The following is an 18,481-nucleotide window of genomic DNA, read 5'->3' on the forward strand; positions in this document are numbered from 1 at the left end:
GAAAATCCGAACCAAGTAGAAACTATAATAACTGCACTCACTGGGAAAATAAAAAAGGAATCACCTACAAGGTGATCCCAGTTATCGATTAATTATTGCTATTTAAATATTCAAGCATTGTTGTCCAGGCCAAGTCCTTCCCTTCTCCTGTTTCAGAAGAGAAGGGAATAAGAACATCGTCCGATTCCATCTCAAGCGTTTCGTTTATTATTTTTAATTGTTTATTACGCTGTCCCTTTTTTATTTTATCCAGTTTAGTTGCGATGACCATAACCGGAAGCTCAAAATGCTTCAAATAATCATACATTAGGCAATCGTCTTCAGTAGGTTTGTGCCGGCTATCAATTACAAGAGCAGCGGCACGAAGCTGATCTCTTTCGGCAAAGTACTCCTCCATCATTTTGCCCCATTTGGCACGCTCTTTTTTTGATACTTTAGCATACCCATAGCCTGGGACATCTACAAAATGAAATTTTTCATTAATTCTATAGAAATTTAATGTTTGCGTTTTTCCTGGCTTGGAAGAGGTTCTTGCCAGGTTCTTTCTTTGTATCATCTTATTAATAAAAGAGGATTTCCCCACGTTAGAGCGGCCTGCTAATGCAATCTCTGGTATAGGTTCTTTTGGATATTGCTTCTTGCTCGCCGCACTAATTATTATTTCAGCTTGATTAACTTTCATGATTTTCAGCCGCCAATGCCTCATCAAGGACTTCATCTAAATGCTTCACAGGAATAAAGGTCAACCCTTCTCTTACACTCTCAGGGATATCCTCCAGGTCTTTCTCATTTTCAGAAGGGATAATTATAGTTGAGAGCCCTGCACGATGGGCACTTAAGGATTTTTGTTTTAGTCCACCTATAGGCAGAACTCGACCTCTTAGTGTTATTTCCCCAGTCATTCCTACTTCTTTTCGAACGGGACGACCTGTAAGAGCCGAAACGAGGGCAGTAGCCATCGTTATCCCCGCAGAAGGGCCATCTTTCGGAGTTGCTCCTTCAGGGACATGAATATGAATATCATTCTTCTCTACAAACTCGGGATCAATATGCAGGTCATCTGCCCTGGAGCGAATATAGCTAAAAGCAGCTTGTGCTGACTCTTTCATAACATCCCCAAGTTTACCTGTTAGCGTCAAGTTTCCTTTACCAGGATAAATGGATACTTCAATGGATAATGTATCTCCACCCGCTGTAGTGTAGGCTAAACCTGTTGCTGCGCCAACTTGGTCTTCCAATTCAGCTTGTCCATAACGAAATGGAGGACGGCCAAGAAGTTCTTCAAGTTGATTCTCCGTAACAATTACACGTTTTTTCTCTTTGGCCACAATAATCTTAGCAGCCTTTCGGCAGACACTAGCCAGTTGTCTTTCAAGATTACGGACACCTGCCTCACGCGTATATCTCCGGATCAGCTTTAAGATGGCTTGTTCCTTAAATTGAATCTGACTTTTAGTCAGTCCATTTTCTTTTACTTGTTTAGGAAGCAAATGTTCTTTAGCGATGTGGAGCTTTTCAACTTCAGTATAACCAGCAATCGAAATAACTTCCATGCGGTCAAGCAATGGCCCTGGAATAGAGGTCATCGTATTTGCAGTCGCCACAAACATCACTTTCGATAAATCATAATGCTCCTCGATAAAGTGATCACTAAAGGTGCTGTTTTGTTCTGGATCCAGTACTTCTAGCATAGCTGAGGAAGGATCTCCTCGAAAGTCACTGGCCATTTTATCAATTTCATCTAACAGGAACACGGGATTAACCGTTTCAGCACGCTTCATCCCCTGGATAATTCGTCCCGGCATCGCTCCAATATAGGTTCTTCTATGACCGCGGATTTCAGCTTCATCACGGATGCCGCCTAAAGATATTCTGACAAAATGGCGGTTAATCGCACGACTAATGGACTTGGCCAGGGACGTTTTGCCGACTCCCGGCGGCCCTACTAAACAAAGGATCGGGCCCTTAATGGATTGTGTAAGCTGTTGAACAGCCAAGTACTCCAAAACACGTTCTTTAACTTTCTCCAATCCATAATGGTCTTCATCGAGAATCTTCTCAGCATGAGTCACATCGAGGTTATCCTCCGTCTCCTCAGTCCAAGGCAGGGCTACTAGCCATTCGATATAATTTCGAATGACTGAACTTTCCGCAGAACTTTGCGGAACCTTTTCATACCTTCCTAATTCCTTTTCCGCAATCGCTTCTACTCTTTCCGGCATTTGAGCTTCTTCAATCTTTTCACGAAGCTGAGCTACTTCTCCGGTTTTACCGTCCTTGTCGCCCAGCTCACTCTGAATGGCTTTCATTTGTTCCCGTAAGTAATATTCTTTTTGTGTTTTCTCCATTGACTTTTTAACATGCTGGCCAATTTTTTGTTCAATCTGAAGAACATCACGTTCATTTCCGATGATCTCAATTAAATGTTTTAAACGTGCTTTCACATTTTCGATTTCTAAAACACTTTGCTTGTCTTTAATCTTAATAGGCAAGTGTGAGGAGATTAGATCTGCTAAATGGCTGGAGTCATCAATATCAGAAACTGTGTTATAGGTTTCCTGGCTGACTTTTTTAGAAACTTTTACATATTGTTCAAACTGACTAAGTAATGTTCTCATTAATGCTTCTTCTTCATTAGCATCTTCATGAACGTCATTCAGTTTTATAATATCTGCCTTATAAAGCTCTTCCCCTTCAGTAATATGTTCTATGGAAGCCCGATACAACCCTTCCACCAATACGCGGTTGGTACCGTTAGGAAGTTTCACCATTTGTTTCACAGTGGCTACCGTGCCTACGTTATAAAGATCTTCAGCAGTTGGTTCATCAATATTCATTTCTTTTTGTGAAACAAGAAACACTTCATTGTCATCCATCATTGCCTGTTCTAGAGCTTGAACAGATTTATCTCTGCCTACGTCAAGGTGCAATACCATCGATGGGTACACCAGTAATCCTCTTAAAGGTAGGAGGGGAATTTGCGTTCTCATTTGTTCTGTCAAAGCTTGCACCTCCGATTAATGCGAATTCGTATATTTATCATATAGAAATCTAATTAGAATGTAAAACGTTAGCCTTAGGGAAAAAGCCCTTAGACAAACGTGTTTTTAACACTTATTCTATGCCTATTATGAGCCAACAACTTGCAAATCATGCCTGTATGTACGAATACCTCTTCTGTAATATAGAAGCCGCGCTACATGCAAAACGTAGCGCGGCTTCTAGCTAAGAAGAGATGATGTTTAAAGTTTAGGCACTTTCTTTCGGTGTTTCCTTATTCTCATCCTCAACTGAACCATCTGTCAAAATCAATTTAGGATGACTTTTTTCAGCTGTTACCGTATCTTTTGTAATAATACATTTTTCAATATCATCTCGAGAAGGCAAATCATACATGACATCCAGCATGATCCCTTCAATAATTGAACGAAGTCCACGGGCTCCGGTTTTCCGCTCGATTGCCAACTTGGCAATTTCACGAAGAGCTTCTTCTTCAAATTCAAGTTCAACATGATCAATTTGCAGAAGCTTCTGATATTGTTTGACGAGAGCATTTTTTGGTTTTGTTAAAATTTCTACTAACGCGTCCTCATCGAGTTGCTCAAGACTTCCAATTACCGGCAAACGGCCAATGAATTCAGGAATAAGACCGTAACTTAACAGATCTTCTGGAAGAACTTTAGTCAATAATTCACTCTTCTCATCATCAACTTCCACCTGACCTGAACCAAAACCGATAACTTTCTTTCCTAAGCGGCGTTTAATGATTTGTTCAATTCCGTCAAATGCTCCACCCACAACAAACAATACGTTAGTCGTATCAATTTGAATAAATTCTTGATGAGGATGCTTTCTTCCGCCTTGAGGAGGCACGCTTGCCTGTGTACCTTCCAAAATTTTAAGCAAGGCTTGCTGTACACCTTCCCCTGAAACATCCCTTGTAATAGATGGATTTTCAGACTTACGGGCCACTTTGTCTATTTCATCGATATATATAATTCCTTTTTCGGCTTTCTCAACATCATAGTCAGCTGCCTGAATTAGTTTGAGTAAAATGTTCTCAACATCCTCCCCAACGTAACCAGCTTCTGTTAATGATGTGGCGTCAGCAATGGCAAATGGTACATTCAAGATCCGTGCAAGTGTCTGAGCAAGTAAAGTCTTACCGCTTCCCGTCGGGCCAAGCATAAGTATGTTACTTTTTGCCAGCTCAACTTCATCGTTCTTAACCCCGGCATTAATTCTCTTGTAATGGTTATAGACGGCTACAGACAAATTCTTTTTAGCCTGGTCCTGCCCGATCACATAATCATTAAGAATGCCGCGAATTTCTTGAGGTTTAGGAACTTCTTTAAACTCCACTTCCTCTTCATTACCCAGTTCTTCCTCAACGATTTCTGTACAAAGTTCAATACATTCATCACATATATAAACACCAGGCCCGGCTACAAGCTTACGGACTTGTTCCTGACTCTTACCGCAGAAAGAGCATTTAAGCTGACCTTTTTCTTCATTAAATTTAAACATTTCATTCACCCCTTAGTAAAATGACGCAATATGCGCCTGGTAATTATCCTAGGCATTCGAGCATCAGTTTCTTTTGCTCATCATACCAGATTCATGTAAAACAAAAAAGCAATACCTTTTCAGAGGTGTGCAAATCCCGATGCATCATCCTCATTATGTAGATTTGTAATCAATAAGTCAAACATTAGCCGCTCTACTATTATATGTAAAAAAACAGGTGATTCATTCATGTTTTAACTAATTTTTTATTCCTTTATGTAACAGGAATATATGAGAAGACAAGGAACAATCTGCCCCTTGTCTTCCCAGCTTACTATTCAGATTTACTGTTATCAACTAAAACCTCAATCGCTTTACGTACCTTAAGATCTTCTTTGATCATGTCAGTGTTTCCACCAAGCATTTGAGTGAGTTGTTCTACATCAGTCTGATACATAGAAGCCATGTTTTCAAGCTCTGACTTCACGTCTTCTTCAGAAGCTTCCACATTCTCTTCGATAGCAATAGCTTCTAGAGTAAGGTTTGTTTTCACGCGTTTGCCGGCATCTTCTGCCATTTGCTCACGTAGTGCATCTTCATCTTGACCTGTGAACTGGAAGTACATGTCTTTAGTCATGCCCTGCATTTGCAGACGCTGTTCAAATTCGCTAACCATGCGATCGAGTTCAGTATCAACCATGGCTTGAGGAATTTCAACTTCTGCATTTTCACTGGCTTTTTGTACAAGTGTATCACGCTTGTGATTGTCAGCTTCTGTTTTCTTTTGCTCCTCAAGACGCTCACGTGTTTTCTTCTTAAGTTCTTCTAAGGATTCTACTTCTTCATCGACATCTTTCGCTAATTCATCATCAAGTTCAGGAAGTTCTTTTCCTTTTACTTCATGAATTTTCACTTTGAAAGTAGCCTCTTTCCCAGCTAGCTCTTCAGCATGATATTCCTCTGGGAACGTGACTTCAACTTCTGTCTCTTCTCCAGATTTCTTACCTGAAAGCTGTTCTTCGAAGCCTGGAATAAAGGAACCGGAGCCGATTTCCAGTGAATAGTTATCAGCTTGTCCTCCTTCAAAAGCTTCTCCATCAACAAAGCCTTCAAAGTCCATCACGACAGTATCTCCGTCCTCTACTTCACCGTCTTCTTTCACAACTAGTTCAGCTTGTTTCTCCTGAAGTTGTTTCAGTTCATTCTCAACATCTTCATCCGTTACTTCTGTGCTAAGCTCTTCAACTTCAAGACCTTTATAGTCACCTAGTTTAACTTCAGGCTTAACTGTAACTTCTGCAGAGAAAACTAATGGTTCATTCTTCTCGATTTGTTTCACGTCAACTTCTGGACGATCAACTGGCTCAATTCCTGTTTCTTCCACAGCATCTGAGTATGCCTTCGGAAGAACAATGTCGAGAGCATCTTGATAAAGTGATTCTACTCCGAAGCGTTGTTCGAACAGTTTACGTGGTACTTTCCCTTTACGGAATCCAGGAACCTGTACCTGTTTTGCTACTTTTTTAAAAGCTTCATCAAGAGCCTTGTTGAAATCCTCTACAGGTACTTCAACTGTAAGTGTCCCCTGATTCCCTTCTTGCTTTTCCCATTTTGCTGACATAAAATTCCCTCCAACATCTATAAATTCCTTTTTTCGTCCAAAGACGACCATTAGGCGATTCTATGATTCTATATACACACGAATCTCATTTGCAACCCCTACATTATAACACAAACATATACGCTTTCAACATTTGAAATTGTTCATGCCTAAAATAGGGTAAACATCAATTACTCCCCCACCAGTAATACATAGTGCTGTTCACTTAATTCAATTTCCTCTTTATATTGCTGTATTTTCTCATCATTGCCGGACTGTGACTGATAAGGAATTTGCAAATAATCGTGGCCAAGCTGTTTTAAGGCTTCAACGATATGACCGACTTCCTCCTCACCAGGGTAAAAGGGATAGCGTACATAACAATAATGTTTCAATAGACGGTTGATCATCTCATACATGGTTGGATTGCTTTGCTCAACTGCCCCAAGCCTTAGCTGAATTTGCTGAATAATGTATTCAGACTCAAATGTATTTAACTCTGAAGGAATGATGAACATATCATTCGAAAATTTACGGACATGAACCGTGTGGTCAACTTTGTTATCTCTAAACCACTGGATTATTGCTGTTTTAATGATTGGGTGAGTTGACGTTTCAGTTAACAGGTTTTCAAACGGTGTTGTATCTGCTGAAACGGGTTGCTTATTTAACTGTTGGATAGATTTCCATTGATTATGTAAATCTTGACTATCGATAGCGGCGAAAAAAGATTGAAAATATTTCTCCTCGTCTTTCTTATGAGTGTCCTGAAGCAGTTTGTTACTGACTTCGTATATTTGCCATAATTGCGTACGACTTTGATGAGGAATAGATTCAGTCTCAAAAACTTCGTCTAATAAATCAATAAGTTCCTGGTAGCGATTATCTTGAAAAAGAATGGTTATGTAGATATGTAAGTAATGATAATAATGATCTTCATCAGTCTTCATCTGCTCTTGGCATAAATCTTCCGCTTGGCTGAAGTTTCCAAGTTCAATCCAGCTCATGAGCAATCCCGTAGTGACTTCATGAGAGGCAACCTCATAATTCACGAGGGGTAGAAGAAATTCTACAGCCTCTTGATAGTTTTTCTCTTCGACCGCTTTGAGACCTTTACTCTCTAACATTGTTTTCCACTTTGGGAACATTACGATATCCCCTGTTCGTTTTTCCATAGGACACCCTTCCTCTTTTTATTTTTATTACCCGTCTATTTTTACCTTTTTCAGTCGAAAATAAACCTACACATTTAAATGGACTATTTGCTGCTTTCTAAAAAAATTATTCAGGAACACCCTAAAGCTTTAAAGGATAAACGAAACTTGTGGATGTACCTCCCCTTAATAAAATATAGAAGAGAGACGTCCAAGGGACGTCTCTTTTCATGTCACATCCAACGCAGTATAGCGAAACTATATGTATATATATGAAACAATAATAAAATTATATCACAATGAAACGCTTATTTACCCCATCTCGATTCTCGCTCATCGTTTTTCACCTAGTTCCTTCATTAATATTGCAACCCATAATTGGGAAAACCACTTTTCTCCGATCACCCCTTTAACTAGTATTATAAGTTAGATTGAACTACAATATATGGTGGAGATTCTTCTTTACTATTTGAATTTCCATTCAAGATGTTAATGAATTTTTTAAGATTGAACTTGAAAGTGAAGATGTGGATACGATCTCCGGTTGGGTGTCCAACGAATTAATTGATGTACAGAAAGTGTCTCAATTATCTCATAATCCTTATCATTTAAAAGTGGTGGAAATCGAAGATCAGCAGATTGTAGCTATTACTGTCTGGGAAGAGTAAAACACAGAGGATATATCAGTAATAAAGAAACATGATTAAACAAAACAAAGCCCCCTTTTATGAGTAAAAGAGGGTTTCCTAAATTGTTCGTTCTGTTCCATTTGTAGCATCCAATAATATAAGCAGGGAAGGAGAAACTGTACTAACATCTATCAGGCCATCATCCTCTTCCTTTACCTTATCAAGCTGCTGAATAATATAATCATCTCTACATTTAAACTTTAACTGACCCGAACAGATTTTTCCTTTCAAGGAGAGTACTTCTTCATGCAGTGTAACTCTGTCCAAACCATCCACTCCTTTGTATTTTAGTGCCTAACCATTACCATGTCAGCATTCTACTCCTTCTTGCACAATATGACTGGCTGTTATTTACTTAGTATAGTCAGGACAATAACAATACATACATGTCATGAATCGTATGGACCTATCATATAAGCAGACTCTTTTAAAAATGTATAAATTCGTTATCTAAGCGAGGTGTAAAAAAAGCTGGACCAGTTATCTGACTAGCTAGCTATTATGAAATTAAGAAAAGTAACGTTCTTACTCATCATGTTCACCGGTTTTTCTATTGGTATTTATCAATCATTTCCCAGTACAATCACTCTGATTACACTCATTTTGTTTACCACTTCTACAATTATATTGATGATACGTGACCTGCTGAAGAATAACAGAAATTAGAACTAAGGAGTCGTTACCTATGTCGCTCATCCCGATCATGTTAAGTTTAAAAGGAAAAAAAGTAGTTGTAGTAGGCGGAGGGAAAGTGGCGAAAAGAAAAATCGATAGTCTTCTCATGAGCAAAGCTCAGCTTACAGTCGTCAGTCCAAAACTGACCGATGAGCTCAACTCCTACTATGAAACTGGGAGAATAGAATGGAAGCAAAAGAATTTCACGCCCGCTGATATAGAAGAGGCATTCCTGATTGTCGCAGCTACCAATAGTGAATCCGTCAATCATGACGTCATCAAGGCTGCCCCGGACGGTCGTTTACTCAATGCAGCTTCCAAAGTTCAGGACGGGAATATCAGTTTTCCCGCCCATTTCTCACGCGGAAGGTTGACCATTGCCATTTCAACAGCAGGTGCAAGTCCTTTGTTTGCAAAAAAAGTAAAAAAAGAATTATCTTGTCAATATGATGAAAAGTATGAACAATACCTGGATTTTTTATTTGATATTAGACACTTGCTTAAGAAAACTAATTTCTCTTCAGAAGAAAAAAACAACTGTTTACGTGAAGTTCTTTCAAATACTTACTTAGATACACAAAAACAAAAAGATATGCTCTATTGCATGGAGCACCATAAAACTTCGAAATGATTGATACAATAATTTCTTATGCTTTAAACACCTGACCTTGAAACTTCACCTTTATGATTTCGTACGAAAATGCGCATTTAATTGACCACGGATCATCTTCCTGCGCATTTGGGGCTCTCCCTCTCTCTTAGTTCTTTCCTTTTTCATACCTTGGCTTATTTCATATGACTGAACTCCTTCTTCTCGTTTTTCAGCTATCTTTACCAATGTTTCCACATCTGAAAATGAATATTTACGAGTCCCATTTTCGGTTCGCTCTGGGAAAATAAGCTTTCGCTCTTCATTGTATCTTATTTGCCGTTCAGAGAGGCCAGTTAATTCCTTAACCACCCCTATAGAAATTACCTTTTTACTCTTATAGTCATCGGTCAAAGCGCCCCCCACCTCTCCCTTATGCTCCGTCAGTCTTAAACAAAAGTTTAATACTTCAATTTTGATTAATTTTTAATAAAACTTTAAAACTATCATATTCATTTCTTCCTTATAATCGAGGCGATGGTCTATGCCCCTGTCTTCGTAGTTGGAGTTGACAAATATTCTGGATATCCGTAACCACCATGTTCACTCAAGTCAAGTCCCATGATTTCTTCTTCTTCCGTGACACGTATCCCCCCCATAACTTTTTCCATTAGCTTCAAAATAATAAAAGCTACAACAAATGCATAAAGACCACAAGTAACAACACCTAACAGTTGAACACCAAGCTGTTCAAAGCCACCACCATAAAATAAACCTGCCTGCCCCACAGTCGCTAATTCAGGCGTTGCAAATAATCCATTAGAAAGGGTCCCCCATACGCCAACTGTACCATGAACTGATAATGCGAAAATCGGGTCATCTATTTTCTTTTTATCAAAGAACCTCATACTGAAGAAAACAATAATTCCTCCAATCAGACCAATAAAGACCGCTGCCCATGGTTCAACAAATGCACAAGAAGCTGTAATGGCAACAAGTCCCGCTAAAGCTCCGTTCAAGGTTGTCGGTACATCCGCTTTACCTGTAGTTGCCCAGACGACAAGCATGGCTCCTACCGCCCCTGCACCTGCAGCTAATTGAGTGTTTAGTGCTACATAACCAAAGAAGGCATCAGCTACCCCAAATGTACTTCCCGCGTTAAATCCAAACCAGCCTACCCAGAGGATGAGTACACCTAATGCAGTAAATACTTGATTATGTCCAGCAATATCATTGGATGTTCCATCTTTATTATATTTACCGATACGCGGCTTTAAAATAATCGTAGCAGCTAAGGCAGCCATCGCTCCTGTTAAATGAACCACAGTTGAACCGGCAAAGTCTTGCTTTCCATGTTCTGCTAACCAGCCCCCTCCCCAAATCCAGTGAGCTATAACAGGATACACCATAACTGAAAATAATACCGCAAAAATTACATATGCTGATAATTTTGCCCGCTCAGCAAACCCGCCGAAGGCAATCGTCATAGCAATCGCAGCAAATGCCAGTTGAAAAAAGAAGTCTACAGACCCTGCCAATGCTTCTCCCATAGCGAATGCATCACTATAAAAGAAATTTGAAAAACCGATAAAAGTATTCCCTTCTCCATAAATTAATCCATATCCTGCAATCCAAAAAACAAGTGATACAATGCCGATTGTAAACACTGTCTTACCAGCAATGTGTCCAGCATTCTTCATTCTAGTTGAACCAGCCTCCAGCAAAATAAAACCAGCTTGCATGAATAAAACGAGTACGGTGCAGACAACAATCCAAACATTATTCATTAGAAAAATAGCATCCATTAATACTTATCCCCTTTGTGTAAAGTTTACTAACATAATCTGTTAAGTATTAATGTACCAGTATCGAAATATTCTAACAATAAAGCTGTAAGATAATCTAACAAGGTTTTGTAAACTAAAGACCCTATACCACCATAATTTTTAGACGACGGTATAAGGTCTTGGATCTAATGAGAAAGCAGTTCTTCTGCTATAAGCTTGTAGGATTGTATGCGTTCTTCATAATGGTGCGTAATCGTAACGATGATTATTTCATCTGCGTAATATAATCTTTGTATGTCTATTAGTTTTTGTTTTACTGCCTTAGGATTACCAATTATCATTTTCTTTCTCATCTTCTCAACCTTTTGTTGATCTTCTACACTGAAAGTATATCGTTTGGCTTCCTCCACAGAAGGAACGCCTTTTTCTCCTTCTCCTGTACTTCGCTGGATACTCCACAATATACTACTTAAAGCTATTTCCTCTGCTCGTTCGGTTGTTTCCGCACACACAACAGTTACCGCGAGAATAAACTGAGGCTGCTGCACTAAACCAGTTCGACTGAAATTTCGTTTATAAGTGTGCACAATCTCAGGGTCATTGTTATTACTCATGAAGTGTCCAAATGCATAGGCTGTTCCTTTTTGTGCTGCGAGTAAAGCACTTTTTTCACTCGTCCCCAACATCCAAACCTCTGGTAAAACTTCGGGTTGGGGTGATGCAGATACTTTAGAAAACAAATGATCTGAGGGGAAATCACTTTGCAGGAAATGAAGCAGATCATCAAAGGATTCAGGCATCCTTCTGACTTGATCCAAAAAGTTATCGGACAGAGCCATTGTTGCTTCGGCCGAGCCACCCGGAGCTCTCCCAATTCCAATATCAATACGCTCTGGGAACATAGTGGCTAGTAAATTATAAGTTTCAGCGATTCTGTATGGTTTGTAATGAGGGAGCAAGACTGCTCCGGCCCCAATTCGAATGGATTCTGTATGGGCTCCAATGTAACCTAACATGACTTCAGGAGCCGGACAAGATAATCCCGCAATATCATGGTGCTCCGCAATCCAATAGCGACTATACCCTAAGTTCTCACCTGTTTTTGCAAGTTTCATGGATTCTATAAGCGCCTGATGAGCTGTTGTCCCCGATGATACAGGTGATTGATCCAGTATACTCAGTTTCACATTTATCTTCCTCCATTCTCTGATCAGGGCTGCCGGGGCATCACTTCTTATTTAAATGTTAAATTCGATTACATTACCATCTGGGTCGCTCACGAATACTTGATGCCATTCCGTTTGATTATTAGGTTTATCCAATATCTCAACCTGGTGACTGTGCATTCTTTTAATAAAACCCTCCATATCCTGCACACGGATGGCAAAGTGGCCGTCTCTTGAGTCAATAGAGGTCACGCCTCTTAAAGTTTTCCCCTCTTTATGTACAATAAGGTGAATTTGTGTTTCCCCGACTTGATACCATGCCCCGGGAAAACCAAAATCAGGACGTTCATTACTTTCCTGAAATCCAAGCACCTCTCCATAAAACCTCTTTGCCCTCTCTATGTCTGTTACGAGCAACGATACGTGATGAATACCTTTGTACATATTACCAATTCCCTTCGTTTCATAATTTTAGCTAATAATCCCATTCTAACACCTTTCTGATTAATTCATGGTTTCTAGCTGTCTTTAGTGTTAATGAAAGGAAACAAATCTAGAAAAAACGCTGCCCTCTTTAATACAAGAGGGTGTCAGCGTTCTTCTAACAGCTTTTTAAAATTTCGCTATTCATACAAGTTAAGTAGTCAATTTGGATATCCATCCCATAATAAAAACAATAATATCATTAAAAGAAGGGGCAGCTGCGATAATACTATTCCACTTATACAGTGGCTTTTATGAAAGATATCTTTTTTGTTTCAAATAGTTAACGATCACTTGCACAGATTCTTCTAGTGTTTGATGATCTGTTTCTATAGTGATCTCGGGGTTAATAGGTTCTTCATACGGTGCATCAATTCCGGTAAAACCTTTAATTTCACCAGTACGCGCTTTCTTATATAAACCTTTAGGATCACGTTCTTCGCATTCTTCTACACGGCATTTCACATATACTTCGATAAACTCTTTTTCACCTAACAATTCTCTAACACTATCTCGATCCTCACGATATGGAGAAATAAACGCCGTCAAGGTTACTAGTCCTGCATCAACCATCAGATGAGCTACTTCTCCAATACGGCGAATATTCTCTTGCCGATCTTCGGGACTAAAACCTAAATTCTTATTTAAACCATGGCGAACGTTATCTCCATCCAAGCGATAGGTGTGGATTCCCAATTCATGCAGTTCTTTTTCTAATGCTGTTGATACCGTAGATTTCCCTGATCCGGATAAGCCCGTGAACCATAAGGCAGCACTCTTATGATTGTTCAACTTTCGCCGGTCCAGCTTGGTTACTTCTGAATCATGCCATACGATGTTTGTTGATTCAGTCATCTTCACCCTCCTAAGTAAACATTATTTTTTTCTCATCCCTTTAATAAGAACCTCTGCAACTTCGGGGCGCGAGAATTCTTTCGGTGGTTTTTCCCCATTACGAAGTTTTTCACGTACCTTCGTACCACTAAGGTGCACATGATCTTCTTTTTGGTGCGGACACGTTTTGGCCGTTCCCATGTTTTCACATTTCGTACAATAAAACGCATGCTCAAACTTGAATACTTGGATGCCCAATTCTCTTTCAAATTTAGCAATGAAATCTTGAGCTTCGTATGTTCCATAATAGTCCCCTACACCTGCGTGATCACGACCTACAATAAAGTGTGTACAACCATAATTTTTGCGGACAATTGCATGTAAAATAGCTTCTTTAGGTCCCGCGTACCGCATCGCTGCAGGATAGATTACAAGACGCGTACGATCTGCCGGGTAGTAATGGTTTAAGATGACTTGATAACTTTCCATACGGATGTCTGCTGGTATATCATCTGATTTGGTCTCACCAACCAGTGGATTTAATAACAATCCATCCACAGCTTCGAGGGCACATTTTTGAATATATTCATGGGCACGATGAACTGGATTACGTGTCTGAAATCCGACAACTGTATTCCAGCCTAGATCGGAAAATATCTTCCGTGTTTGCGAGGGATCAAAATAAAAATCCTCAAATTCACCATGACTGGGACGATTTATTAGGTAAATCGGGCCTGCAAGATGAACTTCACCTTTATTAAATACATTTTTCACGCCAGGATGAGCTTCATCCGTCGTCCCATAAACATGACGTGCCTCTTTTTCTTTATCATAGGTGTACTTTTCTTCCAATTCCAGTACACCATAAACAACATCATCGTCCCCCACTAGGGCAATTTCAGAACCAATTTCATATTCATCCGCTTGCTCCTGAGTGACGTGTAAGGTAATCGGAATACTCCAAACTGTTCCGTCTTTAAGTCGCATCTCCTCAACAACTCGATTGTAGTCCGCTTTCCCCATAAAACCGCTTAACGGACTGAATCCTCCGATAGCAATAAGTTCTAAATCTGAAAGGCTCCAAGCATTTAAGGTTAAAGATTTCAATGAATCTGCTTTGTTTAAGTAACCTTCACGTTGTGAACCAGTCAATTCCCGTATAACCAGTTCACCTCCGTGAGGCGAAATGGTAGTGTGTTCTGTTTGAGTTGTTGTCATAATCGAACCTCCCTGTAATTAATCGAATTGCTTAAATTTGCAGCTTGATATCAAATTATGAATGAAAGTTAAGGCCGGAAGTGACTTCTTCCACATAACCAGCTCGAACAACATAGTCTCCAAAGTGTTCATTTTCTTGGCGTCTTTTTCCATATTGCAAAAGGATAGGCTTCAACGTTTCTAAAATCTCTTCTTCTCCAATATTTTCTCGATATAGCTTGTTTAGTCGATCTCCGGTGAATCCAGCACCCAAATACATATTGTATTTTCCAGGAGCTTTGCCGATAAAAGCAATTTCGCCTAGGCCCGGGCGTGAACAACCATTAGGGCACCCTGACATCCGAATGATAATATCCTCATCTCTGATTCCTGCCTCATCAAGGATGTTCTCAATCTTGTCTAAAAGTTCCGGAAGATAACGCTCTGATTCAGCCATTGCCAGCCCACAAGTTGGAAAGGCGACACAAGCCATAGAATTTCTTCGTAAGGCTGAATTTTGTTTGCCATCTGTTAGTCCATACTTGGTGACTAATTCCACGATCGCAGGCTTCATTTCTTCCGTGACATTGGCAATGATTAGATTTTGATTCGGTGTGAGCCTGAAATCTCCAGTATGAATTTTAGCAATCTCCCTTATTCCAGTCATTAATGGATAATCTTCAGAATCTTTAATGCGTCCATTCTGGATAAATAGATTCAAATGCCATTTTCCACTGCCTTTGATCCAGCCATAGCGGTCGCCATTATTCTCAAAGTGGTATGGTTTTGCTTCACCAAGATCCCAGCCCAGTCTAGCTTGCAGTTCTTGCAAAAACCACTCGACCCCATATCTATCAATTGTATACTTGAAGCGTGCGTTTTTTCGGTCTGAGCGGTTGCCATAATCACGTTGAATCGTGATGACCTTCTCTGCTACCTCAACAATTTGATCAACTGAACAGAAGCCAATTACTCGAGACAATTGAGGATAGGTATTGGTATCCCCATGAGTCATCCCCATGCCTCCTCCTACAGCAACATTGAACCCTATTAACTTACCCTCCTCCATGATCGCAATGAAACCGAGATCATGAGAGAAAATATCCACATCATTGGAAGGAGGCACAGCAATACCGATTTTGAATTTTCTCGGCAAATATAAAGGTCCATACATTGGCTCTCTATCACCTTCTGAGTCGCGGCTGTCCAGCACTTTCTCTTCATCAAGCCAAATTTCATGGTAGGCTTTGGTTTTTGGTAAAAGTTCTTCACTCAATTTTTGTGCCCACCCATAGACTTCAGCGTGGAAGTCTGATTGATCTGGATTAACATTGCACATTACATTTCTGTTCACATCCCCACAAGCAGCAATAGTATCTAACAGAGCTGCATTGATTTTCTGCATACTTTTTTTCATGTTCCATTTTAATACGCCGTGCAGTTGGAACGTCTGGCGGGTAGTCAGTTTTAATGTACCGTTCCCGTAATTATTGGCTAGATTATCCATTGTCAGCCACTGATCAGGTGTCGCTACCCCTCCTGGTAAACGAACACGAACCATATATTGATACGCTGGTTCTAGCTTTTGCTGCTTTCGCTCATTTCGCAGGTCTCTGTCATCTTGCTGATAGCTTCCGTGGAACTTTAATAACTTAGTGTCTTCATCTGGAATTCCTGCCGTAATACGATCTGCAAAGTTTTCTGCAATGGAACCACGCAGATAATTACTCTCATCCTTGATCTTCTCCATGTCACTCGGTGGTCCGTGCAGGTGGGTATGTGCTTTGTTTGTCATAATTAACTCCTTCCCTATGAAACTGCAATTCTACTGGTTCACGGCTGAACAAAGCCGCTGAATGATATTCGATGCCTATGAGCTGGTTAGTATACGTCACGCTGGTAACGTTTCTGCTTACGCAGTTCGGTGAGATATGTTTCGGCTTCCTCTTTATTCATATTCCCTTCTTGCTGCAAAATGGTTAACAAAACAGCTTCTACGTCTTTAGCCATATATTTTTCATCCCCACATACATAAATAACAGCTCCAGCTTGCAGCCATTGATACAAGTCGTGGCTCTTCTCCCGCATACGATGCTGTACGTACACCTTCTCAGAAGTATCACGAGAAAAGGCAACATCCATTCTGGTTAGGACACCTTCACTGAGCCACTTTTGCCATTCAACTTGATAAAGGAAATCGGTAACAAAGTGCTGATCCCCAAAGAATAACCATGCTTCCCCTCCTGCACCCGTCTCCTCTCGTTCTTCCAGAAAAGCACGATAAGGAGCAATCCCTGTGCCAGCCCCGATCATAATGACAGGAGTATCTGGGTTTTCAGGAAGCTTAAAGTTTGAATTGTGCTGAATAAAAACCGGCAGTGCGTCTCCAGGCTGTGATCGTTCAGCACACTGACCAGAACAGACCCCCGTTCGTTTACGTCCATGTGCATCATACCTTAATGCACCGATCGTAAGGTGAACTTCATCGGGATTAGCCTTTAAGCTGCTAGCAATTGAATAAAGACGAGGTGGAATTTTGCGTAAGATCCCCGTAAATTCTTCTGCTGTAACATTCCATGGACCAAAATCCTGAACTAAGTCAATTAAATCCCGCCCGTATAAGTAGGCTTTCAGTTCTTCCTGTTGCTCTGAGATGATCAGCTTATTCAGTTCTTTATTAGCAGTAAGCTGTGCTGCTTTTTCCAGCAACGGTTTCGTTAATCCGGTAATATCGAAGATTGAAGTTAAGGCATCGCGCAATGGCCGCAATTCCCCCTGCTTATTTACAGGAACATGCTCTTCTGGATTCCATTCCATTTCTTCGATTAGTTTAGCTACTAGAGAAGGATCATTTTCCGGAAAAATCCCAAGACTGTCTCCCGGTTCAAACTCTAGATTCGCTCCTTCTAAATCTAATTCAAGGTGGCGATTCTCTTTGTTTGAGCCCCGTCCATTTAAATTCAAGTTCTCCAATATTTCTGCCTTAAAAGGATTTGTTCTGGAATACATCGGTTTATTCATGACCTTATCTGTTTGATCTTGCTGAACGTCATTTCTCCCCTCAACACTCACCTGTTTTGCATTATTTAATGTAGCTAGGACTCCGTCAAACCATTCTTCTGCTGGCTCCTCAAAGTCCAGGTCACAGTCTATACGAGGGTAGATCCTTTTTCCTCCTAATTCCTCCAGTCTTTCATCAAACTCCTTACCCGTTTGACAAAAGAACTCATAAGAGCTATCACCCAATGAAAGGACGGAGTATCTGAGATCATCTAAAGCTGGTGCCCTTTTGCTATGTATAAAGTCATAAAAAGCCATCGCATTGTCTGGTGGATCTCCATCACCGTGGGTGCTCGTCAAGATAAGTAAATCCTGAACCTTTTTTATGGCCTTTGGTTTAAAGTCGTCCATCACCGATAGTGTGACTTTGTAATCTTGCTGTTTCAGCTTTTCAGAGATTTCCCCAGCCAGCGCTTCACAATTTCCCGTGTGCGAGCCGAAAAGGATTGTCACTTCTCTTGTTGCATTTTGAACGCCAGCTTGAGTTGATGCTTCGGTCTGCAAAACATTTTCTATAACTGGATCGGCTGTTGCTGTAGTCGACGATACCTGAGAATTAGCTAAATACCCGCTTAGCCAAATTTTTTGATTCTCTGTCATTGACGGTAGGACCTGATTTAACAAGTCTGCCTGTTCTTGTTTAAAAGGACTATTCATTACCTGGAACTGCAAAAATACCCACCTCACTATTTATCCGTATATTTTTTAACCTTTAATCTAGCGCTCACGTTCTAACATGAA

General features: G+C 40.2%; 16 protein-coding genes. 2 read left to right on the forward strand and 14 right to left on the reverse strand.

The features are described 5' to 3' along the window. Nucleotides 1–88: 88 nt before the first annotated feature. From yihA to B5354_RS19420, 5 genes are all read right to left on the reverse strand, one after another. Nucleotides 89–682, reverse strand: a complete 594-nt coding sequence (gene yihA / locus B5354_RS19400) for a ribosome biogenesis GTP-binding protein YihA/YsxC (protein WP_079530431.1) — start codon at nucleotides 680–682, stop codon at nucleotides 89–91. After that, nucleotides 672–2,990 (reverse strand): endopeptidase La, encoded by a 2,319-nt coding sequence (gene lon, locus B5354_RS19405; RefSeq protein WP_176142554.1) that lies wholly within the window; start codon nucleotides 2,988–2,990, stop codon nucleotides 672–674. Before lon ends, yihA begins: the two co-directional genes overlap by 11 nt. 259 nt (nucleotides 2,991–3,249) lie before the next feature. Then, entirely contained in the window at nucleotides 3,250–4,527 is a 1,278-nt protein-coding gene (clpX, locus tag B5354_RS19410) for an ATP-dependent protease ATP-binding subunit ClpX (protein ID WP_079530433.1), read from the reverse strand. Between the two features lie 313 nt (nucleotides 4,528–4,840). Next, on the reverse strand, nucleotides 4,841–6,127 hold the full coding sequence (gene tig, locus B5354_RS19415; RefSeq protein WP_079530434.1) for a trigger factor: 1,287 nt from the start codon (nucleotides 6,125–6,127) through the stop codon (nucleotides 4,841–4,843). Nucleotides 6,128–6,297: 170 nt separating this feature from the next. Next, nucleotides 6,298–7,281, reverse strand: coding sequence for a tetratricopeptide repeat protein (locus B5354_RS19420; protein ID WP_079530435.1), 984 nt, complete (start codon nucleotides 7,279–7,281; stop codon nucleotides 6,298–6,300). Nucleotides 7,282–7,739: 458 nt separating this feature from the next. Between B5354_RS19420 and B5354_RS19425 the strand changes: the two genes are divergently transcribed. Then, the gene (locus B5354_RS19425; protein ID WP_281252775.1) at nucleotides 7,740–7,928 is read left to right on the forward strand and encodes an HlyC/CorC family transporter associated domain-containing protein; all 189 of its coding nucleotides are present in this window, start codon (nucleotides 7,740–7,742) and stop codon (nucleotides 7,926–7,928) included. Nucleotides 7,929–8,006: 78 nt separating this feature from the next. Here the strand turns inward: B5354_RS19425 and B5354_RS19430 are convergent, their stop codons facing one another. Continuing rightward, the gene (locus B5354_RS19430; protein WP_079530437.1) at nucleotides 8,007–8,216 is read right to left on the reverse strand and encodes a hypothetical protein; all 210 of its coding nucleotides are present in this window, start codon (nucleotides 8,214–8,216) and stop codon (nucleotides 8,007–8,009) included. Between the two features lie 418 nt (nucleotides 8,217–8,634). Here B5354_RS19430 and B5354_RS19435 point away from each other — a divergent pair, with 418 nt between their 5' ends. Next, nucleotides 8,635–9,255, forward strand: coding sequence for an NAD(P)-binding protein (locus tag B5354_RS19435; RefSeq protein ID WP_079530438.1), 621 nt, complete (start codon nucleotides 8,635–8,637; stop codon nucleotides 9,253–9,255). A gap of 51 nt (nucleotides 9,256–9,306) precedes the next feature. On the opposite strand, the gene B5354_RS19440 is transcribed toward B5354_RS19435, so the two are convergent. The 8 genes from B5354_RS19440 to B5354_RS19475 all read right to left on the reverse strand — a co-directional run bounded on the left by B5354_RS19440 (nucleotide 9,307) and on the right by B5354_RS19475 (nucleotide 18,412). Next, nucleotides 9,307–9,627: a MerR family transcriptional regulator gene (locus B5354_RS19440; protein ID WP_079530439.1), complete on the reverse strand. Its 321-nt coding sequence runs from the start codon at nucleotides 9,625–9,627 to the stop codon at nucleotides 9,307–9,309. A gap of 128 nt (nucleotides 9,628–9,755) precedes the next feature. Then, entirely contained in the window at nucleotides 9,756–11,018 is a 1,263-nt protein-coding gene (locus B5354_RS19445; protein ID WP_079530440.1) for an ammonium transporter, read from the reverse strand. 167 nt (nucleotides 11,019–11,185) lie between these two features. Next, nucleotides 11,186–12,187, reverse strand: coding sequence for an LLM class flavin-dependent oxidoreductase (locus tag B5354_RS19450; RefSeq protein WP_079530441.1), 1,002 nt, complete (start codon nucleotides 12,185–12,187; stop codon nucleotides 11,186–11,188). Between the two features lie 51 nt (nucleotides 12,188–12,238). Further along, nucleotides 12,239–12,610 carry a VOC family protein gene (locus tag B5354_RS19455; protein WP_079530442.1) on the reverse strand — a complete coding sequence of 124 codons (372 nt, stop codon included), beginning with the start codon at nucleotides 12,608–12,610 and terminating at the stop codon, nucleotides 12,239–12,241. Nucleotides 12,611–12,901: 291 nt separating this feature from the next. Next, complete coding sequence (gene cysC, locus B5354_RS19460; protein ID WP_079530443.1) at nucleotides 12,902–13,504, reverse strand: adenylyl-sulfate kinase; 603 nt, start codon at nucleotides 13,502–13,504, stop codon at nucleotides 12,902–12,904. Between the two features lie 21 nt (nucleotides 13,505–13,525). Then, complete coding sequence (gene sat, locus B5354_RS19465) at nucleotides 13,526–14,701, reverse strand: sulfate adenylyltransferase (protein ID WP_176142540.1); 1,176 nt, start codon at nucleotides 14,699–14,701, stop codon at nucleotides 13,526–13,528. Between the two features lie 55 nt (nucleotides 14,702–14,756). Next, on the reverse strand, nucleotides 14,757–16,475 hold the full coding sequence (gene cysI, locus B5354_RS19470; protein WP_079530445.1) for an assimilatory sulfite reductase (NADPH) hemoprotein subunit: 1,719 nt from the start codon (nucleotides 16,473–16,475) through the stop codon (nucleotides 14,757–14,759). 86 nt (nucleotides 16,476–16,561) lie between these two features. After that, complete coding sequence (locus B5354_RS19475) at nucleotides 16,562–18,412, reverse strand: assimilatory sulfite reductase (NADPH) flavoprotein subunit (RefSeq protein WP_079530446.1); 1,851 nt, start codon at nucleotides 18,410–18,412, stop codon at nucleotides 16,562–16,564. Between the last annotated feature and the right edge of the window lie 69 nt (nucleotides 18,413–18,481).

This window comes from Halobacillus hunanensis (assembly GCF_900166655.1).
Taxonomy (GTDB): domain Bacteria; phylum Bacillota; class Bacilli; order Bacillales; family Halobacillaceae; genus Halobacillus_A; species Halobacillus_A hunanensis.

Bases quoted from the DNA above. Each gene is read 5' to 3' on its own strand.
- yihA (WP_079530431.1), bottom strand. From the start codon at position 682: ATGAAAGTTAATCAAGCTGAAATAATAATTAGTGCGGCGAGCAAGAAG.
- lon (WP_176142554.1), bottom strand. From the start codon at position 2,990: ATGAGAACGCAAATTCCCCTCCTACCTTTAAGAGGATTACTGGTGTAC.
- clpX (WP_079530433.1), bottom strand. From the start codon at position 4,527: ATGTTTAAATTTAATGAAGAAAAAGGTCAGCTTAAATGCTCTTTCTGC.
- tig (WP_079530434.1), bottom strand. From the start codon at position 6,127: ATGTCAGCAAAATGGGAAAAGCAAGAAGGGAATCAGGGGACACTTACA.
- B5354_RS19420 (WP_079530435.1), bottom strand. From the start codon at position 7,281: ATGGAAAAACGAACAGGGGATATCGTAATGTTCCCAAAGTGGAAAACA.
- B5354_RS19435 (WP_079530438.1), top strand. From the start codon at position 8,635: ATGTCGCTCATCCCGATCATGTTAAGTTTAAAAGGAAAAAAAGTAGTT.
- B5354_RS19445 (WP_079530440.1), bottom strand. From the start codon at position 11,018: ATGGATGCTATTTTTCTAATGAATAATGTTTGGATTGTTGTCTGCACC.
- B5354_RS19455 (WP_079530442.1), bottom strand. From the start codon at position 12,610: ATGTACAAAGGTATTCATCACGTATCGTTGCTCGTAACAGACATAGAG.
- cysC (WP_079530443.1), bottom strand. From the start codon at position 13,504: ATGACTGAATCAACAAACATCGTATGGCATGATTCAGAAGTAACCAAG.
- sat (WP_176142540.1), bottom strand. From the start codon at position 14,701: ATGACAACAACTCAAACAGAACACACTACCATTTCGCCTCACGGAGGT.
- cysI (WP_079530445.1), bottom strand. From the start codon at position 16,475: ATGACAAACAAAGCACATACCCACCTGCACGGACCACCGAGTGACATG.